General features: G+C 73.5%; 20 protein-coding genes. 7 read left to right on the top strand and 13 right to left on the bottom strand.

Annotation, left to right across the window (positions count from 1 at the left end; all coding sequences use genetic code 11):
- The first annotated feature begins 105 nt into the window (after positions 1 to 105).
- Positions 106 to 1314 (top strand): JAB domain-containing protein, encoded by a 1209-nt coding sequence (locus WMF28_RS32620; protein WP_437597334.1) that lies wholly within the window; start codon positions 106 to 108, stop codon positions 1312 to 1314.
- Here the strand turns inward: WMF28_RS32620 and WMF28_RS32615 are convergent.
- Positions 1298 to 2488: a tetratricopeptide repeat protein gene (locus tag WMF28_RS32615; RefSeq protein ID WP_437597333.1), complete on the bottom strand. Its 1191-nt coding sequence runs from the start codon at positions 2486 to 2488 to the stop codon at positions 1298 to 1300. The two genes, WMF28_RS32620 and WMF28_RS32615, sit on opposite strands and share 17 nt — an antisense overlap.
- A gap of 103 nt (positions 2489 to 2591) precedes the next feature.
- Complete coding sequence (locus WMF28_RS32610; protein WP_437597331.1) at positions 2592 to 3302, bottom strand: hypothetical protein; 711 nt, start codon at positions 3300 to 3302, stop codon at positions 2592 to 2594.
- Between the two features lie 224 nt (positions 3303 to 3526).
- Between WMF28_RS32610 and WMF28_RS32605 the strand changes: the two genes are divergently transcribed.
- The 4 genes from WMF28_RS32605 (at position 3527) to WMF28_RS32590 (ending at position 9163) form a co-directional block, all read left to right on the top strand.
- Positions 3527 to 4864, top strand: a complete 1338-nt coding sequence (locus WMF28_RS32605) for a Stp1/IreP family PP2C-type Ser/Thr phosphatase (protein WP_437597330.1) — start codon at positions 3527 to 3529, stop codon at positions 4862 to 4864.
- A 212-nt stretch (positions 4865 to 5076) separates the two neighbouring features.
- On the top strand, positions 5077 to 6651 hold the full coding sequence (locus WMF28_RS32600) for a hypothetical protein (RefSeq protein ID WP_437597329.1): 1575 nt from the start codon (positions 5077 to 5079) through the stop codon (positions 6649 to 6651).
- A gap of 62 nt (positions 6652 to 6713) precedes the next feature.
- Entirely contained in the window at positions 6714 to 8213 is a 1500-nt protein-coding gene (locus WMF28_RS32595) for a hypothetical protein (protein ID WP_437597328.1), read from the top strand.
- Positions 8214 to 8218: 5 nt separating this feature from the next.
- Positions 8219 to 9163 carry an RluA family pseudouridine synthase gene (locus WMF28_RS32590; protein ID WP_437574989.1) on the top strand — a complete coding sequence of 315 codons (945 nt, stop codon included), beginning with the start codon at positions 8219 to 8221 and terminating at the stop codon, positions 9161 to 9163.
- A 112-nt stretch (positions 9164 to 9275) separates the two neighbouring features.
- Here WMF28_RS32590 and WMF28_RS32585 read toward each other — a convergent pair whose 3' ends face one another.
- The 8 genes from WMF28_RS32585 to WMF28_RS32550 all read right to left on the bottom strand — a co-directional run bounded on the left by WMF28_RS32585 (position 9276) and on the right by WMF28_RS32550 (position 19176).
- On the bottom strand, positions 9276 to 10196 hold the full coding sequence (locus tag WMF28_RS32585) for a M23 family metallopeptidase (protein WP_437597327.1): 921 nt from the start codon (positions 10194 to 10196) through the stop codon (positions 9276 to 9278).
- 187 nt (positions 10197 to 10383) lie between these two features.
- Positions 10384 to 12684, bottom strand: a complete 2301-nt coding sequence (locus WMF28_RS32580) for a CapA family protein (RefSeq protein WP_437597326.1) — start codon at positions 12682 to 12684, stop codon at positions 10384 to 10386.
- Positions 12685 to 13299: 615 nt separating this feature from the next.
- Positions 13300 to 13632 (bottom strand): hypothetical protein, encoded by a 333-nt coding sequence (locus tag WMF28_RS32575; protein WP_437597325.1) that lies wholly within the window; start codon positions 13630 to 13632, stop codon positions 13300 to 13302.
- 105 nt (positions 13633 to 13737) lie between these two features.
- The gene (locus WMF28_RS32570; protein WP_437597324.1) at positions 13738 to 14223 is read right to left on the bottom strand and encodes a hypothetical protein; all 486 of its coding nucleotides are present in this window, start codon (positions 14221 to 14223) and stop codon (positions 13738 to 13740) included.
- A 9-nt stretch (positions 14224 to 14232) separates the two neighbouring features.
- On the bottom strand, positions 14233 to 15000 hold the full coding sequence (locus WMF28_RS32565; protein WP_437597322.1) for a hypothetical protein: 768 nt from the start codon (positions 14998 to 15000) through the stop codon (positions 14233 to 14235).
- Between the two features lie 397 nt (positions 15001 to 15397).
- Positions 15398 to 16180: a phosphoenolpyruvate--protein phosphotransferase gene (locus WMF28_RS32560; RefSeq protein ID WP_437597321.1), complete on the bottom strand. Its 783-nt coding sequence runs from the start codon at positions 16178 to 16180 to the stop codon at positions 15398 to 15400.
- A 367-nt stretch (positions 16181 to 16547) separates the two neighbouring features.
- Positions 16548 to 18515: a hypothetical protein gene (locus WMF28_RS32555; protein WP_437597320.1), complete on the bottom strand. Its 1968-nt coding sequence runs from the start codon at positions 18513 to 18515 to the stop codon at positions 16548 to 16550.
- A 142-nt stretch (positions 18516 to 18657) separates the two neighbouring features.
- The gene (locus WMF28_RS32550; RefSeq protein ID WP_437597318.1) at positions 18658 to 19176 is read right to left on the bottom strand and encodes a hypothetical protein; all 519 of its coding nucleotides are present in this window, start codon (positions 19174 to 19176) and stop codon (positions 18658 to 18660) included.
- A gap of 75 nt (positions 19177 to 19251) precedes the next feature.
- Here WMF28_RS32550 and WMF28_RS32545 point away from each other — a divergent pair, with 75 nt between their 5' ends.
- Positions 19252 to 19794 carry a hypothetical protein gene (locus WMF28_RS32545; protein WP_437597317.1) on the top strand — a complete coding sequence of 181 codons (543 nt, stop codon included), beginning with the start codon at positions 19252 to 19254 and terminating at the stop codon, positions 19792 to 19794.
- An 11-nt stretch (positions 19795 to 19805) separates the two neighbouring features.
- Positions 19806 to 21650: a hypothetical protein gene (locus tag WMF28_RS32540; protein WP_437597316.1), complete on the top strand. Its 1845-nt coding sequence runs from the start codon at positions 19806 to 19808 to the stop codon at positions 21648 to 21650.
- Positions 21651 to 21791: 141 nt separating this feature from the next.
- On the opposite strand, the gene WMF28_RS32535 is transcribed toward WMF28_RS32540, so the two are convergent.
- The 3 genes from WMF28_RS32535 to WMF28_RS32525 all read right to left on the bottom strand — a co-directional run bounded on the left by WMF28_RS32535 (position 21792) and on the right by WMF28_RS32525 (position 24115).
- Entirely contained in the window at positions 21792 to 22040 is a 249-nt protein-coding gene (locus WMF28_RS32535; RefSeq protein WP_437568081.1) for a hypothetical protein, read from the bottom strand.
- A 225-nt stretch (positions 22041 to 22265) separates the two neighbouring features.
- Entirely contained in the window at positions 22266 to 22757 is a 492-nt protein-coding gene (gene rraA, locus WMF28_RS32530; protein ID WP_437597315.1) for a ribonuclease E activity regulator RraA, read from the bottom strand.
- On the bottom strand, positions 22754 to 24115 hold the full coding sequence (locus WMF28_RS32525; protein ID WP_437597312.1) for a sigma 54-interacting transcriptional regulator: 1362 nt from the start codon (positions 24113 to 24115) through the stop codon (positions 22754 to 22756). The genes rraA and WMF28_RS32525 overlap by 4 nt, the downstream gene beginning before the upstream one ends.
- Positions 24116 to 24168: the final 53 nt, after the last annotated feature.

Below are 24168 nucleotides of genomic sequence, written 5' to 3'. Positions count from 1 at the left end.
CGCTGGAGATCGCGCTGCGCGACCGGATGGGGGTGTCGCTGGCGGAGACGAACGCGTTCCTGAAGGCGCAGAACCGGATCACCGCGGTCATGCGGCAGTTCATGGATGATCAGCGCGTTCGCGGGGGCGATGTCGACGGTCTGCGAGGGCTTCGAGGCGTACGCGGAGGTGATGCAGACGCTTGTGCACGCGACGACGCGCTTCGGGGTGGAGTTCGTGCCGGTGGTGGGGCCGGTGGTCAGCGCGCCCAACATGGAGAGGATGCTGCGCGAGTACTACGGCGACCGGCTCACCGAGGGGCACCTGCTCATGGCGCGCATCCCGGACGGCGCGCGGCTCGTGACCGGCGGCAGCGCCGCGTGGCCGGCCGTGGTGATGTGCAACGCGCTCTCGCAGCGCGCCGGGCTCGCCGCGCAGCCCTGGCGGCCGCCACCCTCCGCCGCCGCTCCGCCGCCTCGCCGGCGCGCTGATCCCCGAGGCCCCGCGCGCCGGCCGCCGGGCCCGTCGCGTGCTTGTCGCCCGCGCATGAGCCTGTGGAAGCGCGCCGCGCTGCAGCCCGATCACCTGCCCGATCCGTACGCCAACGACCCCGCGGCGCTGGCCGCCTTCGCCGGCCCGCGCGAGCGAGCGCTCGAGGAAGGGATCTGGTCGCTCGGCGACGCCGACCTGCTCGCGATCGTGCTCGGCACCGGGCTGGTCGGCACCCCCGTGACGATCGTCTCCGCCGCGCTCCTCTCGCGCTTCTCCGGGCTGGAGGGGCTCTCGCGGCTCGGTCCGCACGCGCTCGCCGAGCACCCCGGCCTCGGCCTCGCGAAGGCGCTCCGCATCGCTGCGTCGCTCGAGCTCGGGCGGCGCGCCTTCGAGCGCGCGGTGCGCCCGCGGCCCCCGGTGCGCACCTCGGCCTCGATCGCGGCGTGGTGCGCGGCGCAGCTCGGCCCGCTCGATCACGAGCAGATGTGGGTGATCTCGCTCGACGGCCGCAACGGGATGAGGGGAGCGCGCCGGGTCGCGCAAGGCGGGCTCCACGGGTGCTCGGTCACGGCCAAGGACATCCTGCGCGCCGCGCTCGCGGACGCGGCCTCGGCGCTCGTGCTCGTGCACAACCACCCGAGCGGCGACTCGGCGCCGTCTCCCGAGGACGTGGCCATGACCGACGCGGTCGCCGCGGCCGGCGAGGTGATCGGGGTGCCGCTCGTCGATCACGTCATCCTCGCGCCGGACGGCCACTACTCGTCGCTGCACGATCTCGGGATGATCAAGGCCGGCGACGCGCCGCCCGGCGCCGCCGATCGGCCGCCTAGCCGCGCCGGCTGACCAGGATGCCGTGCCGCTCGCCGCCGGGCTTGCCCGCGGCGCCGGGGACGCTCGCGAACCGCAGCGTCGCGCCGCCCCAGTCGACCGAGGGGCTCCCCTGGAGCAGCGAGGCGTAGAGCGCGCTCGCCTGCGTCATCGGGCAGCCGATCGCCTCGCGCAGGAACGTGAGCGACGCGCCCGTCGCGTAGCTCACCGGCGCTTGCCGGCCGTCCTCGCCGATCACGGTGACCTTGAAGACATCGTCCTCGGCGCGCGCGGCGCGGTCCGGATCGGTCAGCGCGAGGTGCAGCGCCTCGATCGCGCCATTGCCGGGGCCCCCGCTCGCGTCGAGGGTCACGCGGAGCTCGAGGAGCGGCGCCGTGTAGCGGACGATCCGCCGCGCCGCCCCTCCCTCCGCCGCCACGGGCGGCGCCAGCGTCTCGCGGCGCCTGAGCTGCGCCTCCACGACGAGCGCCGATCGCGCGAGCTCCCGCTCCGTCTTGCCGAGCAGCCGGCGCGCTCGCATCTCGGCGAGCGCGCGCTGCAGCACCTCGCGGTTGCGCGCCGCCCGCTCGTGGCTCCGCTCGCGCGCGAGCAGCGCCTCGAGCTCGCGCAGCGCCTGCTCGTGCTCTCCGATCGACGCGAGCGCGTCGGCGAGCGTGAGCCGCGCGTCGGCGAACGCCGGCGCGCGCCGCACCGCCTCGCGGTAGGCCGCGACGGCCGACGCGATGTCCCGCCGCGCCTCGTGCGCGAGCCCGAGCGCGAAGGCCGCCCGCCCGTCCTCCGGCGCCGCCTCGCACGCCCGCGCGAGCCAGCGCGCCGCCTCGTCATGGAGGCGCTCGTCGTAGAGCACGATCCCGAGCTCGCGCAGCACCCGCGCGTCGGGCGGCTCGATCGCGGCGCCCTGCCGGAGCTCTGCGGCCGCGTCGTCGAGCCGGCCCAGGCGGACCAGCGCGCGGGCGTAGGCGAGGCGCGCCTCGACCTCGCCGCCGTCGAGATCCACCGCGCGCGCGAGCGCCCGCGCCGCGTCGGCCCAGCGGCCCTCCGCCGAGCGCGCCGCCCCGAGCGCGAGCCACGCCCCCGCGTCATCCGGCGCGCCCGCGAGGTACCCCTCGAGCCCGGCGATCCCGCCGGCCATGTCTCCTCGGCTCAGCAGATCGAGCGCGCGGGCTCGCTGCGCTTCGGACGGCGTCATGCCGGCAAGGGTACGCCGGCGCGACGAAGCGGGTCGAGCGTCGCCCGGCGCGCGGCGCGCGCGGCGTCGGCGGAGCGGGCCCGGCCGCGCCGCGGGCGCGGCGTCAGTAACCCGGCGGGAGATCGGCCGTCAGGCACGAGACGGTGTTCGGCGCCGTGCGCGACGACCACGCGGCGCCGGCCGGCTCCCCGCCGGAGAAGCGCACGCCCTCGCGCGGATCCCACGACGGCGCCTCGCCCGGGCGCAGGGAGTGCGTCCCGCTCTGATAGAACGCGATGATGTACGTGTGCCCCGCGACCCGGCAGCCGAGCCGGTCCGCGAGCGCCCGCGCGAACGCCTGGCCGGTGTGGCCGAAGGCGCTGCAGCAGCGGAGCCACACGAGGGCGTCCGGCCCCGCGAGCTCGGCCCTCAGGGCGTCGAGCGCCCCGTCCAGCGGCGAGCCCGGCCGCAGCGCGGCCTCGTCGAGCCGGGTCGCTCCGAGGCGCATGTACCCCCAGCCGCCGTGCCCCCAGGCCTGCAGCGACGTGATCTTCCGGCCGCGCTCGCGCGCCGTCCGCGCCGCCCACCCGAGCGCCTCGGTCCAGCTCGAGGCCGCGAGCCCCCCGTCGGCCGCGCCCCGCAGGCGGTGGAGGAGCGCCCCGGCGCGCCAGATCGGCGTGAGCCCGATCGTCGCGCCCACCGCCTCGCCCACGACCGCGAGGTCCTCGGCTTCGGGGGCCGGACCGTGCGCATGCTCCGCGCTCGCGCGCCGGCCGTTCACCCGCCGCGCGCTGCCCCACCCGAGGTCGGTGTTATCGAAGAGGACGAGCCGCATCGGACCTCCCATTCTACCCATTCCGAATGTACCGCCGCTCGCCGCCGCGGCCACGCGGTCGATCCCCCACCCGCACCCCGAGCGCCTCCCGACGGCGCCGGCACACGCCTGGTGCGGCGGCGGCGGCGTGGCGGCGCGGCGAGACGCGAGACGGACGTCCCGGTCGCGGCGGGCGCAATCGCTAGTGATTTCCTCCCGCGCCCTCGGGTAGCCTGCCCGAACCGATGGGCCTGTCCGAAAACATCAGGTTTTATGCGGCCACCGATGTCGGCCGCATGCGGGACCACAACGAGGACAACTACCTCGTCGACAAGAAGCTCGCGCTCTTTGTGGTTGCCGACGGAATGGGCGGACACGCAGCGGGCGAGGTCGCGAGCGCCCTCGCCGTCCGCATCATCCACGAGGAACTGAAGAAGGAGCGGGACCTCATCGAGAACCAGGCGCGCAGCAACGTGCGGCGCGCCGCGATGAAGGAGGTCCTCAGCCTGCTCGAGCACGCCGTCCAGCGCGCGTGCGCCCGGATCCACGAGGAGGCGAAGGCCGACGCGACGAAGCGGGGCATGGGCACGACGCTCTCCGCGCTCCTCATCGCCGGCTCGCACGGCTACATCGCCCACGTCGGCGACAGCCGCATCTACCTCCTCCGCGAGGGCCGCATCCAGCAGGTCACCGAGGACCACACCGTCTACAACGAGCTCATCAAGCGCGGGAAGCTCACGCGCGATCAGATCGAGAAGGTCGCGCAGAAGAACGCGATCACCCGCGCCGTCGGCGTGTACGAGCGCGTCGAGGTCGACACGCTCACGATCGAGGTGCTCCCGGGCGACCAGTTCCTCCTCGCGTCCGACGGGCTCCACGGGTACATCGCGCACACCGCCGAGCTCGAGCCGTTCTTCGAGGAGGAGAACGGCGAGGTCGCCGCGAACGGCCTCATCGATCTCGCCAACAGGAAGGGCGGCAAGGACAACATCACCGCCGTCCTCGTGCGGCTCGGCCAGGGCGATCACCGCGACAGCGTCCGCGCCCGGCTGCTCGCCCTGAAGCGCGACGTGCTCGCGAAGATGCCGCTCTTCGCGCGCCTCCAGGAGCGCGAGATGCTCCGGGTCATGCAGGTCGCCGAGGTGCTCTCGTTCGAGCCCGGCCAGATCGTGGTCCGCGAGGGGGATCGCGGCGACGAGCTGTTCATCGTGCTCTCGGGCCTCGTCCGGATCCTCCGCGGTGACGCCGTGCTGAGCGAGGTCGGCCCGGGCGAGCACTTCGGCGAGATGGCGCTCATCCGCAGCATGCCGCGCTCGGCCACCGTCTCGGCCGTCGAGCAGAGCGAGCTCATCGCCGTCCGGCGCGCCGATTTCTTCGAGATCCTCCGCAAGGAGCACGAGCTCGCGGTCAAGCTGCTCTGGCAGTTCCTGGGGGTGCTCGCCGACCGGCTCGACCAGACGTCGCGCGACCTGACCACCGCTCGCGAGGAGCTCGCCGCGGAGGACATCACGAACGAGATCTTCCCCGACAGCGAGGAGGGGAAGAGCCCGTTCGCCGTCGAGGAGCGCTCGTCTGCCCGCTGAGCCCCGCCCCGCGGCGCCGCCCCGCGGCCGGCCGCGACCCGACACGCCGGACGGAGCGTGGCGGCCGGCGGCCGCCGGTGGTTGCGCCCGTGGCGGCGGCCGTGGTGGCGATCGGCGGGGCTCGGCGGCGCCGTGCGTGCCGGGCGAGTGATTCGCGGATTGACACCCTCCTGCCCCCGCCGGTAGCGTCCGTCCGACGGATAACCATGAGCATGCACGGCAGAAGGTACTGCGAAGGCCATCTCGCTCGCGTCGCCATCAGCGTGGCTGGGGGCCCGGCGTTCGCGTCGCTCGCCGTCGCTGCGGCGGCTGTCCTCTCGGCGCTCCCCGCGGCCGCCGACGAGCCTCGGAGCGCCACCGAGCCGCGGCTCATGATGGAGACCGGCGAGCTCACGAGCGTCGTCGACGCGTTCGACGAGGGTGACACCTTCGATCTGAACTTCAGCTTCGGCTTCGAGCACGCGTCGAAGAGCGCGAAGATCCGCCGCGAGACGAGCATCGCCGGGCCGGGGCTGTCGACGGGCGGCTACACGTCGAACCTGCTCAACATCGCGAGCTACAGCGAGGCGACGTCGAAGTTCAACATGCGCCTCGACGTCGGCCTCTACCGCGACCTGGCGCTCTACCTCAGGATGCCGCTCATCCTGAACCACTCGCGCGAGCTCACGGATCTCGACGGCAGCGCCGACCGCCAGAGCGTCGCGCTCGCGGGGGCTCCCGGGGAGCAGCTGTTCTCGCTGCCCTTCACGTCGCCGAACCGGAGCGGCATCGAGTACCTCGCCGTCGGCCTCGACGTGAACATCATGAACCAGGCGCGCGACCGGACGAAGCCGACCTGGCTGTTCGGCGTCGAGGGGCGCTTCCCGGTGAGCGAGCCGATGCACGCCTGCACCGAGTCGCCGAAGAGCGGCCAGGTGAAGTGCGCGGCGCCGGGGGACATCGACCGGAACGGCGCGAGCAACGGCGAGTTCGATGCGGCGAACGTCGCCCAGCGCGACCCCGGCGTCTCGCGCGGCACCATCGGCCTCGAGGTGCACACGTTCCTGTCGAAGCGGGTCAAGTACGTCGAGCCGTACGGCGGGTTCAAGGCGCTGTTCGAGTTCCAGCAGGAGTCGAGCGACTACGGCCTCACCGACCTGAAGACGTCGCTGGTCAACCACCCGCCGCTCGTCGGCAGCGTGCTGCTCGGCGTGATGATCATCCCCTGGGAGAACCGCGAGAAGTTCACCGGGCTCACGTTCGATCTGCGCTTCACCGGCGAGTACCACTCCGAGGGGCGCGACTACTCGGAGCTGTTCGACGCGCTCGGATCGAGCGACGCGCCGACGCTGCGGCAGCCGCAGTGGGCGTCGTTCCGCGAGAACGATGCGTACAGCGTGGCCGCCTGCCGGAGCGGCGACCCGCGCGCGTGCGCGCCGTCGGTCGTCGACGAGGGCTCGCAGCGGACGTACTTCACGGGGCTCAGCGACGTCCAGCCGTACGGCTCGTACCGCGGCTCGGCGAGCGTGACGTGGAGGGCGGCCGAGCTCGTGAAGTTCCAGCTCGGCGTCGGCTTCCGCCACGACCAGGGGCACGGCATCGGCGGCGATCAGCCGTGCAACTCGCAGTACAAGGACAGCATCGGCGCGGCCGGGCCCTGCCGCCGCCAGCACGACGACGGGAGCTTCACCGTCACGGGCAGCCCGAACCCCAACTACCGCCCGACCATCAACGCGATCGGCCGCCGCTTCTACGTCAACGACAGCAACACGTTCGACCTCTTCGCGAGCGGCACGTTCATGTTCTGATCGGCGCCCCGAGCGGCGGTGGCCGCCGCGGCGCGCGCCGCGGCGGCCGAAGCATCGACACCATGATCGACCTCTGGCACCTCCGCGGTCGCGCGGGCGTCCTGGCGTTCGCCGCGGCGTTCACCGCGGCGCTGCCGGCGTCGGGCGAGCCTGCGGGCGCGGCCTCGCCCGCGCGGCTCGGGCAAGCCGCCCAGGCCGCGCAGCTCACGGGCTCCGGGCAAGGCGCGCCCCCTGCTGGCTCCGGGCGCCCTGCGCGGCCCGCGCGGCCTTCCGTGGTGCTCCCGACGGCGCTCGCGCCCGAGGACGTGGAGCGCGCCGCGCCGCTCGCGAGCGCGCTCGACGGGCTCCTCTCGGACACCGCGCAGGACCTCGGCCTGTCGGTGGATCTGGCCGACCGCGCCGCCTCGCGATCGCGCCCCGACGAGGTCGAGCTCATGGAGCGCGCGCGCTCGAGCGACAGGCTCTTCATCGCGCCGAGCCTCGACCTGCGCGGCGACGAGGTGGAGCTCAGGCTGGCGCTCGCGTCCGGCGGCGCGCGGTCGCTGCGGGTGCGCGTGGAGCGCGTCGCGCGCGACGACCTCGCGGTGCGCGCCGCGGTGATGCTCCGCGACCTCGTGGCCGAGCTCGACGCCGGCCCCGCGGGCCCGTTCCCGGGACACGAGGCGCCGTGCGCCGAGCGGTGCCGCGGGCGCCTCGCCACGCCGGCGCGCAGCCTGGGGAAGGCGACGCTCGCGGCCAACGCGACGCTCTACGGCGGCCTCGTGGGCTTCTCGATCCAGCGCTCGAGCGGCTCGGACGACCCGCGCCTGCTCTACCCGCTCCTCGCGGTCGGGGCCGGCATCGGGCTCGGCGGGGCGATCATCATCGCGGAGGAGTGGGACGTCGGCGTGGCCGACGCGTGGTACCTCGGGTCCGGCACGTGGTGGCCGACGATCGCGGGCCACCTGATCTACCAGGGCCGCTTCGCGAAGCACGCCGAGGATCCGGGCCAGGAGCGCTGGGCTTCCGGGCTCATCGGGGGCACCGCCGGGATCACGCTGGCGGCGCTGGGGCTCTCGCTGGGCCGCATGTCCGAGGGCGGCGCGCTGATGGCGCAGTCGGGCGGCGGGCTGGGGCTCCTGCTGGGCGGGCTTGTCGAGTGGGCGGCCCGGGGCGACGTGCAGCGCACGCCGATCGCGGGGATGGGCTACGGCGCGGCGCTCGGCTGGCTGGCGTCGGCCGCGGCGGCGACGCAGCTCGACGTCACCGCATCGGAGGTCCTGACGGTCGACGTGGGCGCGCTGCTCGGCGGGCTGGGCGCCGCCGCGCTCGCCAGCCCGCTCGTCTTCGATTCTCCGACCGAGGCCCAGCAGCGGGCCTGGGTCGGCGCCGCCGCCGGCGGGTTCTTGCTGGGGGCGGGCGTCGCGTGGTGGGTGGGGCGCCCGGCCGCGGCAGGCGCCCGTGGCGCGAGCCCCTCGTGGAACCGGTTCGGCCTGCCCATGCTGGGAGTGATAGGAGAGAGCGTGGTCGGGAGCCGGCGAGCGCCCGCGCTCGGCCTCGGGTGGCAGGGGGCGATTCCGTAGGAGCTATGAAGATCACGATCACCGAGCTGGATGCAGGGACGCGCCTCGACAAGCTGCTCGTGCAGCTTTTGCCCGGGCTGGGCCGGGCGGGTGCGAAGCGGCTGTTCTCCGAGGGGCGCGTGCGCGTGCTCAGCGAGGGGAAGAGCGGCGCCGGTCGGCGCGCGTCGAAGGGCGACGTCGCGGCGGCGGGCGAGGTGCTGGAGGTCGACGTCGAGCCGACCGAGGCCTCCGGGGCGGCGACGCCGGATCCCGAGGTGCCGCTCGAGGTGGTGCTCGAGCGCGACGACCTCGTTGTGGTGAACAAGCCCGCCGGGATGCCGACGGCGCCGCTCGATCCCGGGGAGCGCGGGACGCTCGCGAACGCCCTCGTCGCGCGGTACCCCGAGATGGCGGCGATCGGCTTCTCCCCGCGGGAGCCCGGGCTGTGCCACCGGCTGGACACCGACACGAGCGGCCTCGTGCTCGCGGCGCGCACGGCCGCGGCGTTCGCGGCACTGGGCGCCGGGCTGAAGGAGGGGCGGCTCGACAAGCGCTACCTGCTGATCTGCCAGATCGGCGATCTCCCGGAGATGGGCTCGATCGAGGTGCCGCTCGCGCCGCACCCGAAGGACAAGAAGCGGGTCTACCCGTGCATCCACCCGCGCGACGTGGTGCGCTACGCGCCGCGGCCGGCGGCGACGATGTACAAGCGCGTGCGCCAGGTGGGGCTCTGGGAGCTCGTCGAGGCGCGCGCCCCGCGGGCGCTGCGGCACCAGATCCGGGCGCACTTCGCGTCGGTGGGGCACCCGCTGGCCGGCGACGTGCTCTACGGCGGGCCCGCGGTGGAGGGGCTGAGCCGCCACGCGCTGCACGCGCACTACATCGGGTGGGGCGGCAGCGAAGCGGTGCCTGCGTTCGTTGTGACGTCGCCGCTGCCCGCGGACATGGCGGCGCTGGTCGGCGAGGTCTGAGCCGGGCCCCGCGCCGCGGGCTCACCCGATCGCGGCCGCGGGGCGCGCGCTCTGCGCCCCCGCGCGCCCGGCGGCGGGGCGCGCGGGGCGGCTCAGCGAACGCCGCGGCGGCTCAGGGCGCGCTCGCCTCGACGACATGGCCGTTCACGTCGCGCGCCCGCGCCGTGATCCGGAGGTCGTCCGCCGACGCCGTCCCGTCGAGGTTGCTGAAGCGGAACGCGATGACGTACGCCGACGACGTCGCGTTGAACTTCGCCGGCTCGATCCGGATGCCGCCGAGGCTCTGTTCGTCGATGATCGCGGCGTCTCCCTCCGCTGTATATTTGCGATTCCACTCGTCGTAGTTGAACACCCGCTCCTCGATGACCGCGCCGGTCGAGCGGTTCTCCGTCGCGACCGCGATCTCGGTGAGGCTTGGCGCGATGCCGGGCAGGGTGACCTCGACCTCGACCGAGACGCTCGACGTGGAGTCCTCGTCGGTGCGGCGCACGGCGAGCGCCGGGGGCAGCCCGCGCGGCGTCGGGAGGAAGCGGAGCGGGTGCACGCAATACACCTTCTCGGTCCCTCCCTCGCGGATCTCGAAGTGCAGGTGGGGGAACAGGCTGCTGGCGGCGAGGCCGGTGTAGCCGATGTGCTCTCCGCGCCCGACCTGATCGCCGGTCTCGACGAGCGGCATCGCCAGGTGGATGTAGGTGCTGTAGAAGCACGCGCCCGGCGCGTCGCAGTGCTCGATCTGCACCACGACGTCCTCGAAATCGTCGTAGCGGCCTGCGCGCGTCACCTTCCCGTCGGCCACCGCGTACACCGGGGTGCCCATGACGGTGGGGATATCGATGCCCCGGTGAAAGTCATAGACGCCGTCGCGCGAGGTCTGAAGACGGGGCCCGAAGCTCGACGACATCGGCTGGAGCTCGTCCGTCCCCCCGATCGGCCACACGAGATCTGCGCCCTCCGGGTCCGAGCCGCAGCCGGCGGCGACAGCAGAGAGGGCCAGTAAAAGCGCGAGATATGATGGCTTCCGCGATGGCTTCATGGTGGGGAGTCCGTGGCGCGCTGGCGCAGTGCAGGTGTCGAGTCCACGACGCAGCGCCGCGCGCTCATGGTATCGAAGCAGAGCACGGACGTCGAGGTCACGGCTCCGCGCGCGGCCCTCCGGGTCGGCGCCGTCGACGCCGTCGGCGATCTCGCCGGAGGGGGGGCGTTCCTCTGCGGCCGCGCCCTCAGGGCGTCGCCGGGGCCAGCGCGTACGACCGGTGCGTCATCGTCACGCCGAGGCTCGTGAGCGCCGGATCCACGGCGGTGCAGCGCACGAAGCTCCAGTTGTTCGGCGTGGGGAACGCGAGCCCGAGGGAGCCGTCGGCGACCGTGCCCTCCCACTCGACGAGCGACACGTCGTCGAGGAACGCGGCGGCCTCGCCGCTCGCCGGCGCGCCCGCCCGGAAATAGAACCGCACGGAGCCCGCGTTCGCCGGCGGGGTGAGGTTGACGGAGAACTGCTGCCAGCCGTAGGTGCCGCCCACGCGCGTGAACACGACGCTGTTCGACACGCTCGCCCCGCCGCTCGTGTACCAGTAGACCTGCACGCGCATCTGCCCGGCGTTGTCCCCCTTCATGAACCCGGTCAAGGTCAGCTTGCGGCCGGCGTCGAACTTGACGCGGTTGTTCATGTACGTCGAGACCTCGGACGTGCTGCTCGACTTGCGCAGGAACACCATCGCGCCGGTCCCGCCGTGGACGACGCTGTTCTGGATGTAGCGGTATTCGCTCATCGACCACATCGAGCCTTCGTGGAAGGCGTCGTCGACGTCGCTGTCCTCGAAGTCGCCGTAGAGCATGATCTCCCGGCCATAATCGCAGCTCGCCGCGGCGGTCGTCCGCAGGGCGGCGAGCGAGTCCGCGGCGGAGGACCGCAGGTGCTCGACGGGCCCTGTTGCGCTGCTCCTGAGCGGCACGATCCGCGTCTCGACGTGCTCGCTCGTCGTGTACTGCGACGGATCGCTCACCGCGACGGCCCGCGGGCCGCTCGCGAACACGACCGCCCCGGTCAGGCCGTCCGCCGCCTCGCCGGGCGACGGCGCCGTCGGTAGCGTCGTGGAGAGGTGGCCGATGTGGCGGGCCGCCCGGCCGAGCCAGGCGCCGCTCACGAGCTTCGGGACGTAGTCCTCGTTCTGGAACGGGATGAGCTGCACGCGGTGCACCGCGCGGTTGCCGCTCGAGTCCTCGTCGATGTCGATCGCGGCGAGGTACGACTGGTACGTCTCGAAGACGTCCTGATCGAAGACCATGTTGCCGAGCGACATGAAGACGAAGCGGGGGCCGGCGCCGGCGTCGTGCAGCCCGACGCCGTGGATCGTGTGCGGGTGGTGCGCCACGACCATGCCGGCGCCCTTCTGGACGAGCTGGATGAACCGCCGCCGCATGCCGGACGTCGGATAGTCGCTGTACTCGGTGCCCCCGTGCAGCACCGGGATGCCGAAGCGCCCGGCCGCGTCCTCCTCCATGAAGTCGCTGATCTCCGCGAGGTTGAGCTCGAGCGCGCCGGCCTTGGCAGGGGGCCCGTCGGAGGCGGTGAGCGTGTACGCCGAGGCCGTCGTCCCGCCGTTGACGAGCTGGTTGAACCCCTGGAAGGCCATGTCGACGCCGCGGAGCGTCCGGTAGAGCACGGTGCCCTTCGCCGTCGTCTCGTCGAGCCCGGCGCCGAACCAGTCGAGGCCTGCGCTCGGTACGGCGCCGAGCGTGTCGATGACGCCTCCCTCGAGGTAATCGAACATGTGGTTGTTCGCGAGGCTCACGGCGTCCACGCCGGAGAGCGCGAGCGCCCTGACCGTCTCGGGGTAGGAGAAGAACGTGAACGACTTGTACGGGTGGGGCGTCGCCGGGTTTTCGGTGACGGGGGACTCCAGGTTGACCTGCGTGTAGTCGGCCGACGAGAGGACGTCGCGCAGGAACGAGAGGACGGCGAGCGCGTCCGCCTCCCGCGTATCGGGGCGGATCAGGTCGCCGGTCTCCCCCTCGACCCCGTCGGCGTCGCTGTCGACGAAGCGCCGCCCGAACATCGTGTCGCCTCCCACGAGGAGCCTGGCGCGCCCCGCGCGCTGCTCGGTCAGCACGACGCGCCCGACCTCGGCGCTGGCCGCGGCGAGCGGCCGGTGCAGGTCGGCGGGGACGATCTCGCTGTAGTACCCGTCGACCTCGACGCGCAGCAGCACCGAGCGCCGCGCGAGCGCCGCCAGCGTGAACGCGCCCGTCTCGTCCGTGAAGGCGAGCTCGCCGTCGTTGACAGCGCCGCTCCCCCAGCCGATGGCCGTCACCTCCGCCCCCGCGATCGGCGACCCCGCCTCGTCGACGACGACGCCGGTGGCATCGATGGGTGTCGCCGCGTACGTCGCGTCGAACGCCGCCTCGGCCGCGTCGAAGCGGTAAGCGGCCATCGCCTCGCCCGCCGGGAGCGCGGCGCAGAGCGCGGCGCACGCGGACAGGGAGGGGAGGGTGGTTGCGGAGAGGACGCGTTTTCTTGCCATGATCGCTCCCGGTCTGTTGGGGGCCTGTACTGGACGACCGACATCAAGAGATGATGGCGACGCCAGAAAAGGAGAGCTCCGCCGGTACCGGTCAGTCACGCGCGAAAACGCCGTGTGACCGGACATCAGCGTTTCTCATCCGGCCGTTGAAAGGGCCGCGAGCGTCGACTGGCCGCTCAGCCCTCACTGCTGAGACAGCGAGAGCGCCGACCCATGCACGATCCGATCCGTTCCAGTGCTGGCGTTTGGGACAAAGACGATTCACGCGAGACTATCATGCTTGGGTCGGTGCTCGCTATGGGATCGCGTGGAGCCGCCTGCGATTTGTTGTCTTGTCGGCGCGGCAATGCGTCCCTGCACGTGAAGGCGTGCGCATGGACGGCGCGCTGTGGCGATGCGCGCCTGTGTCGCATAGGAGCGTACCGCCCTGGGCCGGCAGCGCGCGCGTGCCGCAGCGGCTCCGCCTTTGTCGGAGCCGTTCATCGCGGCTGGCCATCAGGGCGCTTCCTACACGCCTCGTTGCATGGGCGCCGTCCTGGTGGGGTGTGCGTCTCTCGCGCTGACGCAGAAACACCGACGATGGTCGGCGAGGGCGATCGAGGTTGCGTCGTCGGTCTATCGGCGCGATCTCAGCCCGCCGACAAAGCTCACCAGCGCGACGATGCCCCCGAGCGGGAGAGCGAACAGCCCCGCCGCGGCGCAGTTCAGCAAGGTCGAGAGGGTCTCCGCCAGCAGCCGGGCCTTGTGCGCGGCGTCCGCGCTGCCCGATGCGACGGCGGACGCGAGCACGACGGGCAAGGCGCCGCACGCGACGCCTCCCGCCACGGCGAGGAGGCCGAGCGTCGTCCCGCAACCCCACCGGCGTTGCAGCAGGGCACGCAGGCCGAGCGCGGCCGCGCCGAGGGTGGCCAGCCCGAGGAGGATCATCAGCACACAGAGCGCCTGCATCACGGGATCGCCCTGCTCCGCTGCATGGCGGCGGTCATCGCGGCGTGAGCCTGGCTGGTGCGGACAGCCGCCGAACGAAGCCGTTCGGTGGTCGAGCTCGCGGCGTCATTCCTTGGGTCCAGGCCTTTCGTCCTCTTCAGGTCCCACCCATTGATCCCAGCCTTCGGCGGGCTCGTGTTCCCCGTACGCCGCGAGCCAGTCCCGCGCAGCCTGCACGATCGGCGCGGGCGCCTCGAGGCTAAACTCCCAGGTCTCGAGCAGCGCCCGCAGCCGGCGGGTCGCGTCCTCGGTGCGCAGGAACTCATGGTCGTGGATGTCGGTGGTCGTGCGCTTCCAGCCGTCGAGGAGCGCGATGTATTTGTTGAAGAGCCCGAGGAGCTGCTCCGGCGTGGGGCGTTTGTCGGGATTTCCCCGCGCGAGATAGCGTGGCGCCGCGAAGGCGTACATGAGGTTGAGCACCCCGAACAGCGTGCCCATCACCTCGCCGAGCTCGTCCCATGACGCCTTCCACCGCTCTGGCTCCTTGGTCGCCAGCTCGTGGGCTGCTGCCAGCGCAGCCCTTCGCAGCTCTTCATCTGCATGCTGGGGCATGGATCTTCCTCACGGGGCTTTGCAGATCGGACCGATGAACGTATTGCGTATCGGTGAGATCCCTCCAGCACCAATTGCTATCGGCTTGCCGTCGTACACACCTTGTTCCACGCAGACGTACGCGCACCAAGCGCGAATCGCGAGATGGGACAGGATCTCGCCGACCCAGGTCGGGCACGTGCTGCACCTGGCATCGCCGCAGTCCGTGACGAAACACAGGTGCTTCGTGGACGGTATGGAGTATCCCCACACGGCGTGCTTGCAGGGCGTAGAGTAGACACACCCGAACTCGTCCGTGCACTTGTAGCGCGGCGTGATGCCGAGCGGCAGCGTCGACGGATCGAGCGTCGAGAGCCACCGCTCAGCCTCCTCCGCGGCCGCCGGCATGTACTGCACCATGAGCTCGCTGAGTGCCGCCTCGTCGAGCGTCGCAGGGTCCAGGCCGAGCGACTCGATCATTCCTGCCAAGGCGTAGGTCGTGAAGGTCGCCTTCGTGGACGCGAGGGCGAACTCTTGCGGGTCGCCCCGCAGGAACGCCTCCTCGGCCAGCTCCTCCGGTGTCTTCGTCTCCTGGTCCGGCTCCTCCACGCTCTGGTCCGGCTCCTCCACGCTCTGGTCCGGTGCCGCTTCCTCCGGGACCGGGACGCCCTCCGGCGCCGAGTCGTCATCGCCTCCCGTGCCTGGGCCCACCCGGATGACACAGCCCGGGACCATCGCGTACCCAGCGATGGCCAACCCCATCACCGCAAGGAGCTGCCTCTGCAATCTTGCGCGCATCGCGCCCTCCCCCTGTCTGATCACGCATCTTACGCAGGCTCAGCGCTGTGGGGCAACCTGGACGGCGCGCACGTACACCTTGCCATGGACGCATTCTACGTGCTGGAGGGATGAACCTCGACCATGAGCAAACCAGACCCCCTGGGCCGGAGCAACCCGAGCCGCTTCGCTGCGTCGCAGGCGGGAGGCAAGCGCTAGATCAGCGGCGTTTCCGCTGATCTTTGGACGGAGCAGCGGCGCGCCGCAGGCGCCTCGCCGTGTCGCGATGTCACGTGCGGTTCGATCTGTCGGCTGGGAGGCCGTTTGGCGTGGCGGGCGAGGTGACCGGAGAGTGGCGGTGTCCTCGTGCGCAGGATGCCGGTCGCTCCTCCTGCTGGCCGCGCAGGGCGCGGGCCCTTCAGATCGGATCGGGCTCGGCTTCCGCCTCGTCGTTCTTCTTCTTGTTCTTGGCGGCGGCGCGGGCCCGCTGGTGCGCCCGCCGCTCTTCCTCGGCCGCGTCTTCATACGGCGAGAGCAGGCGGTCGCGCAGGAGCGCGTGGGTCTCGTCCCTGTCGTCATCGTACTCGGCGTGCGCGTGGACCATGAGCGCGCCGTAGGCTTCGTGCCACGCCTCGACCGCCTTGACGGCCGGATCCGCGCCCTTGGCCTCGGTGACGCCGAGCTTGCTGCCATAGAGCTCGGTCCAGCGCCGGAGCCGGCCTACCTCGGCCGAGAGCCCGAGTCGCTCCACCGCGGCGTTTACCTCCTTGCGGTCGAGCGCGTTGACCATCGCGCTCATGCGCACCCATTGCTGGGAGTGGACGAGCCGGAGGAAGTCGGTGCCCGACGACAGCACCTCGGAGCGCACGAGCTCCGCGTCGGCGCGGCGCGCGGCCTCCTCGTCGGAGAGCGGCAGGATGCCCTCGTGATCGAACCCGCGCACGATGCTGTCGAGCTCACTGCCGAACGCCCCGATGCACCGGTCGGTGCCCCGATCGATCTCCATCATCGTGGCGTCGGTGCTGCCGAGCGCCTCGAGGGCCTCGGTGGCTGCGAGGACGGACTGAATCGAGGTCTCGACCTTGGCGGAGAGCTTGATCTTCTTCGATTTCAGCGCCTCCCGGTGGGCGGCGAGCTTGGTCCCTGCGACGATACACCCGCTCGGCGGGAGCCGGCGGGCGAGAAAGGCGGCTTTTCCCATGAGGCTTTGTTAACGCGGCTTCAGCGGCAGGAACAGGCGATAGCCGGATTCCGACGCACGTCGGCGGCGGTCCCCCCACCGGGCCGGACGCGTCGGCGGCGGTCCCCCCACCGGGCCGGACGCGTCGGCGGCGGTCCCCCCACCGGGGCGGGCGCGTCGGCGGCGGTCCCCCCACCGGGCCGGACGCGTCGGCGGCGGTCCCCCCACCGGGCCGGACGCGTCGGCGGCGGTCCCCCCACCGGGGCCGGACGCGTCGGCGGCGGTCCCCCCACCGGGGCGGCGCATGGCTGGGAGCGCGCTCCGTGCACAGGGATGTGGATCCGTGAGCGGCATGTCCCGACCCTGGCCGGGTCTCGGGCGCGTCCCGCTACGCGGCGGCGGAGACCGCCTTCTTCCCGTTCCGCGGCGCCGCCCTGCTCGCTCCAGCGCCCTGCGGCTTGGTCGGCGTGGCGCCCGCGGGCGGGGTGGAGACGGCGCGGACGAGCGCGGCGGCGATGGCCGCCGTCATCCGCGCGGTCGGCAGCCGCGGCGTGAAGGCGAGCACGCGCTCGCCGGGGCGCCGGCCGCGCGAGGACCGGCCGCTCCTCGCGAGCCGCTCGACGGCGCGCTCGCACGGCGAGCCCGGGGCGACGCGCAGCAGGAGCTCGGGCAGCCCGATGGCGCCGCCGGCGCCGGGCATGTAGACGACGCCGACCTCGATCGCCACGAAGCCGGGGAGCGCTGCGCGCGGCGAGAGGCCGAGCCGGAGCTCGTCGGCGTCGGGGCTGCCGTCCGGGATGCGGAGGCGGCCGACGATGCGGAGCTCCGGCGCCGTTGCCGCGGCGCGGACCGCCGCGCTCGCGGGCGTCTTGGCCGCGGCGCGGGCCGCCGCGCTCGCGGGCGCCTTGAGCGACCGCCGCACGCGCCGCGCGACGTCGCGCAGGAACGCGACCGGCCGCGCCGCCGGATCGGCGGGGAGCTCGGCGAGGCGGCCGGTGCAGAAGATCGCGAGCAGCGCCGTCGCATCGAGCGCGAGCAGGTGGGCGTGGTACGGCGAGATGCCCGCCACCGTGTAGACGCCCGCGCCGAGCGCGCCGAGCAGCGCGGCGAGCAGCGCCTTGCCGGCGCGCGTCGAGACGTCGAGGTAGACGCCGCGCGCCCGCGGCGGCTCGCGAAAGGCCTCGGCCTCCGAGACGGGGAGCCACTTGCCCGGGCGCCGCAGGGCCGCGCCGGCGTGCTCCGGGCGGGGCGTGCGGTGCGCCGCGAGCGCGGTCGCCGCGGCCACGAGGGCGGCGCCCGCCGTGCCGTCCCGCAGCAGGAGCTCCAGCGCCACGCCCGCGACGAGCGCGAGCCCCGCGAGGGCGGCGCGCGGCGCGAGCGGGATGGGGACGAGGGGCCGAGGCGCGACGCCCGCGGCGCGCGCGAGGCGCTCGTGCTCGCGCCCCTTGAGCGCGACGAGGGCGCTGTAGAGCGCGAAGAGGACCGCGCCGGCGGCGAGGTAGAGGGTGCGGCTGCGGTCGGGGCTCGCGGCCGCGGCGTCCGCCAGCCGCCCGAGCACGTCGGCGCCCGGTGGCGCCGCGGCGGGCTCGGGCTGGAAGGCGCGCGCGTCGGCGCGGATCGCCCACCTCATCGGCTCGGCCTTCGGGGCGTACGGGCGGAGCAGCTCGAGCTCGTCCTTGTCGACCGAGCGGCGGAGCGTGGAGAGCGTCGTGGGCGCCGCGAGCGCGTCTTCGTCCGGCGCCTCGCCCGCCGCGTCGGCGCGCGGCTCGTCGACGCGCGGCTCGTCGGGCGCGGCCGGGAGCGCGACGGTGAGCCGCGCCGAGTCGTAGCCGTCGTCCCAGAGGGGCCCGGTCCACGAGACGCGGGCGCTCGGGCCGTCCTGCTGGATGAGCCCTCGCTTCATGAGGTCCGTGCGGTAGCGGAAGAAGAGCACGAACACGCCGCGGCTCAGGCCCTTGCCGTCGAAGCGGGCCCGCAGCGCCGGCGGGCGGCGCGTGCCGTCCTCGCGCGGGCGGAGATCGGGCGGCAGGAGCTCGAGCTCGACCGGCCTCGCGGACGCGAGGGAGCTCGCCTCCGCGGCCTTGAGGGGCACGGCGTAGCTGCCCGGATCGAGCTCGGCGTCCGGGTCGACGCCGCGGATGTCGAGCGCGCGGAGCGGCCCGCCCGAGATCTTCAAGGTGATCTTGTGCTCGACCGTGGCGGCGCCGGCCCGGTCGATCGCGAGCCGCACGTCGTCTCCGGCGACGTGCACCTCGACCCACGCGCGCGCCGGGAGCGCGAACGCGAGCGACACGAGCGCCGCCAGGAGCGGGAGCAGCAGCGCCGGCCCGGGGCGGCGGGCGATGCGAGAGGGCATGGTGCAGACGTCCCACGGCGCCGCGCGCGGGGCCAAGTTCCGGGAAGCTCCGGGGGCGACGCTCGGCCCCCGGCGCCGGCCTGCCGGCGCGGCGGGGGCCGCGCTGCCTGCGCGATGGCCGATCAGGGGGCGGGGGGCGTGATCAGAACGCGACGCCGAGCGAGAGCGACCCCATGAGCTTGATCTTGCCCGTCTTCTCGTAGAAGACGTACGGCTGGTAGTTGCCTGCGGTGACCTCCGCCGGAGGGGCGAGCGCGACGCCGAGCCCGAACCCGCCTGACATGGCGAACCCCCCGTCGCGGCCGAAGATGTTCGTGCTCCCGATGATGAGGCCGAGGACGGCGCTGCTCACGTCGCGCTTCCCGGTGACGGCCTGGGAAGGCGTGTAGACCGCCTCGAACGACTCGTAGCCGAGGCGTCCTTTCACCCAGAACCCCCGCAGCGGCTTGCCCTCCACGTAGATACCGATGTCGGCCGCGAGCGCGTATCCGGTCGTGTCCATCGTCGCGTCCTCGAGCGAGCCCCAGATCCAGGACGGCGCGAGGCCGATGGTGAGCGGTCCGAGGATGGCGATCTCGCCCTCGAAGGTCACCCGGCCGAACAGGAGATCCAGGGCGTTGTAGCGGACCGACCAGCGGCAGCAGGTCGCCTCGGGCGGCATCGGCGGCGGCGGCGGTCCGGCCGGGAGGGCGTAACCCTGATCATAGCCGGGCGGCTGCTGGGGATAGCCTTGCTGTTGAGGATAGCCCTGCTGGGGGTAGCCTTGCTGCTGAGGATACCCTTGCTGTTGAGGGTAGCCCTGCTGCTGGGGATAGCCTTGCTGCTGAGGGTAGCCCTGCTGGGGGTAGCCTTGCTGCTGAGGATACCCTTGCTGCTGAGGGTAGCCTTGCTGCTGAGGGTAGCCTTGCTGCTGAGGATAGCCCTGCTGTTGAGGATAGCCCTGCTGTTGAGGATACCCTTGCTGCTGAGGATAGCCCTGCTGCTGAGGATATCCGGTCTGCGGCTGGGCAGCTCCGCCGGGCTGTCCCTGGCCTTGCGGGAGCGGCTGAGCGGGCTCTTGCGCCGCCGACGCGGGCGCGAGGAGGAGCGCGCCGAGTCCGAGCAGCACGCCGCAGGCTGCCGAGCGGGGAGCCATCCCGGAGGAGGGCGCGCGCGCTGGGCCCCGACCCGTGGTGAAAGCGCAATCCATGGCGGTCGACTCTACCGAATCCCGAGCAGGCCGGCTACACGCGCGCCGCGGACGGTCGCCGCGCTCGCGCGCGCGATCTGCTGCCTGTAGTCTCCGCCCCAATGCCGCCGGTCCCCGACGTCGCCACCGCCGCCGTTCCCGCGCCCGGAAGCCTCGCCTCCAGCGTGCCGGCGGCCGATCCGGGCGCGGCGCGCGGCGCCGAGACATCCCCGGCAGAGCTCGATCGCGCGCTGTTCGAGCTGGGCGAAGCCGCCCTCGGGTTCGCGCGCATGCCGCCCCGCGAGAAGGCCTCCCTGCTCCGCTCGTTGCTCCCGGGCCTGCTCGCCGCCGCGCGCCCGCAGGTCGAGGCGGCGTGCGCCGCCGCCGGGCTCGACCCCGGCGCGGCGGCGAGCGGCGAGGCGTGGCTCGCGGGGCCGTGCGCGACGCTCTCGCAGGTGCGCCTCCTGGCCGAGGCGCTCGAGGACATCGCCGCGCACGGCCGCCCGCGGCTCGGCGGCGGGGCGGTGCGCGCCCGCGCCGACGGCCGGATCGAGGTGGACGTGTTCCCGGCGGGCCTGAAGGACGCCGCGCTCCACGGGCCCCTCCGCGCGCGCGCCCTGATGCAGCCCGGAGCGACGCGCGCCGGCGTCCGGGAAGAGCAGGCGCGCTTCTACCAGCAGCGCGACCCCGAGGGCGGCGTCGCGCTGGTGCTCGGCGCGGGCGACGCCGCGCGCTTCCCGCTCCGGGATGCGCTCCACGCGCTCTTCGTCGACGGGCGGGTCGTGGCGCTCGCGATGAGCCCCTGGAGCGCCCCCCTCGGCGCCCTCCTCGAGCGCGCCCTCGCGCCGCTCGTCTCGCGCGGGCTCCTCCGCTTCGTGTACGGCGGCGCCGAGGCGGCCGCCTACCTCGCGGCCCACCCCGCCGTCTCGGAGATCCACGTCCACGGCGCGGCGGCGGCGCACGACGCGCTCGTCTGGGGGCCCCCGGGCCCTCTGCAGACGCGCCGGCGGGCGTCGGGAGAGCGGCTGCTCGACAAGCCCGTCTCCTCGGTGCTCGGCGGCATCCGCCCCGTCCTCGTGACGCCGTGGCTCTACGGCGAGGACGAGCTCTGGTTCCAGGTGAGGCTCCTCGCGAGCCGCATCGTGAGCAGCGCCTCGCTCGGCGACCCCGCGGCGCACGTCCTCGTGCTGCCCAGGGGCTTCGTGCAGCGGCCGCTGCTCCTCCGGATGCTCCACCGCGCGCTGGCCGCGGTGCCGCCGCGGCGCGCCGCCCATCCGGAGGCCGAGGCGCGGCACGCCGCGCTCACGGCCGGGCGCCCGCCGCTCGAGCGCGAGCGCCTCGACGGCTCCGCCGACGCGCCGCTGCCGTGCGGCGTCGTGCGCATCGGCGAGCCCGGGCCGGGCGCGCTCCCGTGGACGCTGATCGCCGGGCTCTCCGCGTCGGACGCCGACGAGCCGCTGTTCTCGACCGAGCCGCCCTGCGGCGTCCTCTCCATCGTCGAGATCGGCTCGAGCGATCCGGTGGAGTTCTTGGAAGCGGCGACCCGCCTCTGCAACGACCGCCTCCACGGCACCCTGGGCGCGTCGATCATCGCGCACCCGATCAGCGAGGAGGACCCCGCCGTCGGCGCCGCGCTCGACCGCGCCCTGCTCGAGCTCCGGTACGGCGTGATCGCGGTGAACCAGGCGCCCGCCGCCGCGCACGCGATCGTCGTCCCGCCCTGGGGCGGCCACCCGAGCGCCACGCTCGCCAACATCCAGAGCGGGCTCGGCTTCGTGCACAACACGGCGATGCTCGGGCAGGTCGAGAAGACCCTCCTGCGCGCGCCGCTCACCGCCTTCCCTCGGCCGCCCAGCTTCGTCGATCACCGGCGCTCCCACGTCGTGGGCGAGCGGCTCGCTGCCTGCGCAGCCGATCCACGGTGGGGCAACGTCGCGCGCGTCGTGGCGGCCGCGCTGCGCGGGTGATCCAGCGCGGGGGCGCCGCGGCGCTCGCGCGAGGCCCGGACGCACAAAGCAGGTGGCGCCCACCAGGCTCCTGGTGAGCGCCACCCATCGCGCCCTCGCCGTCGAGGGCGCTCTCTTCACGTCGTCACGTCGACGCCGCGATCAGGAGGGAAGCGACGAGCGGAACTCCTTCACCTTCTCCAGGATGTCGCGCAGCGCGTTCCGCGAGGTCTCGGAGACGTCCTCGGCGAGCTTCTCGGCGTCGAGGAGCGTGGGCTCCAGCTTGCTCCAGGCGTCCTTCGCCTCCATGCCGGCGAGGTGGAGCCTGACGCGGATCTCGTCGCGCAGGGTCTGGAGCGACTCCAGGCTCTTTGTCAGATCGCTCTTCAGCTCGGACGTGATGTTGCTCATTCTTGTCCTCCCGTATCTACGAGGTGTGGGTAGCCCCGGCGCCAATGCATCGGCCGCGCCAGGCAGCGCGCTTCGACGCGGCGCGCGACGCCCGCGCGTCCAGACCGGAGCCGAGCCCATCCATCTCGCGAGCAGCCGCCGCGCGGCGCCCTCCTGCGGTGTGGCGAAATTGCTCGGTGACGTGCGTTTTTGCCCCGTCGAGGCGCGAGCGCGCCTGCGAGCTCCTCAGACGAGCGCCTTCTGCGCGAAGACGATCCCGTCGTGGTCGGCATAGACGAACCCGCCAGGAACATAGGTGATCCCGGCGAACGTCACGGCGACGTCGCGGTCCCCCGCGCCCTTCTTGTTGCTCTTTCGCGGGTGCGTCGCGAGGGCCTTCACGCCGATCGGGATGCGGGCGATCTCCTCCGCGTCGCGGATGCAGCCGTACACGAGCACCCCGGCCCAGCCGTTCTGATGCGCGATCGCGGCGATGTTGTCCCCGAGGAGCGCGCAGCGGAGCGAGCCGCCTCCGTCCACGACCAGCACGCGCCCCTGGCCCGGCTCTTCGAGCGCCTTGCGGACGAGCACGTTGTCCTCGTGGACCTTCACCGTCGCGACGGGCCCATGAAACAGGCGAGCTCCGCCGTAGTCCCGGAAGATCGGATCGGCGACGGCGACGGCGTCCGGGTGGTCGTCGCAAAGATCCGTGGTTCGAACCGTCGTGTGTGAGCTCATGACGACTCCTTGGCTGCTCCGCTGTCCTTGTCTGCGCCCCTGCCGGCGAAGGCCGCCGCGTCGATCCCGTGGCGGACGAGCCACCGGCGCAGCTGGTTCCGGTGCATCCCGAGCGAGCGGGCCGCGCGCGTGACGTTCCCCTGCTCGCGCCGCAGCGCCATCTCGATGGCGATCCGCCGCAGCTCCACCGGCGCCGGCGTGCGCTTCGCGACCTCCGTGATGTCGAGGCCCGCGGACGGCGCGAGGTGCGACGCCGTCACAACGGCGCGCCCGGCCGCGTGCGCCGACAGGCCCGCCTGCCGCACCTCGCGGAGCAGCTCCCGCACGTTGCCCGGCCACGCGCGCAGCGCGCACGACTCCACGAGGCTGACGCCCGGCGCGAGCCGCGCGCCGTCGCGCCTGAGCTCCGCCGCGATCAGCCAGGGCAGCTCCTCGAGCCGCTCCGTCAGCGCGGGGATCCGCACCTCGGGCCGGCCGATCCGGTAGTAGAGGTCCTCCCGGAAACGGCGCGCCGCGACCTCGGCCTGGAGATCCCTCAAGGTGGCCGCGCAGAGCCGGAACTCCACCTTGCGCGGGCGCGTGTCGCCGAGCGCGAGCACCTCGCGCGTCTCGAGGACGCGGAGCAGCTTGGGCTGAACCGACGCGTCGAGCTCCCCGATCTCGTCGAGGAACAGCGTGCCGCCGTGCGCGGCCTGGACATAGCCCTCCGCGTCGGCGTTCGCGTCCGAGTACGCCCCGCGCCGCGCCCCGAAGAGCAGCCGCTCCGCGAGGCCCTCCGGGATCGCGGCGCAGTTCACGGCGACGAAGGGGCCGCCCCGCCCCGTCGCCGCGTGGAAGGCGCGCGCCGCGAGCTCCTTGCCCGAGCCGCTCGGCCCTGTGAGCAGCAGCGTCTCGCCGCGCGCCCCCGCGCGGGCGATCCGCTCGCGGGTCTGCCTCAGCGTGGGGCCGACGACCTCGTCCACGTGCTCCAGGACGCCGCCCCGCTGGAACGGCGCGACGTCGGCGGTGAAGCGCAGCAGCGTGCCGCCGATCCGGAGCAAGCGCGGGAGCGACGGGAAGACCTGCTCCTCGACCTGCTCGCCGTCGACGAAGGTGCCGTTCCTGCTGCCGAGATCGGTGATCTGCAGGCCCTGGCCCGAGAGCACGACGCGGGTGTGCCGGCGCGACACCTGCTCGTCGTCGACGACAACCGTGTCGTCCGCAGACGCGCGACCGAGCACGATCGCGCCGTCCCCGAGCGGGATCGGCGCGCACGCAGGCTGCCCGCGGGTGAAGATGACCACGAGGCCGGGCGTCGCCGCCGTGGGCGCCGCCTCTGCGTCGGACGCCCTGACCGTGGACTGATCGTCAGCACCCACACGGTAGGCATACCCGATCCCGGGCAACCCTGGAGGATCCGCGGGATGGGCTG

The organism is Sorangium sp. So ce590 (assembly GCF_051521365.1).
In the GTDB taxonomy this organism is placed as follows: domain Bacteria; phylum Myxococcota_A; class Polyangia; order Polyangiales; family Polyangiaceae; genus Sorangium.
This window is presented reverse-complemented; position numbering and strand designations above follow the sequence as displayed.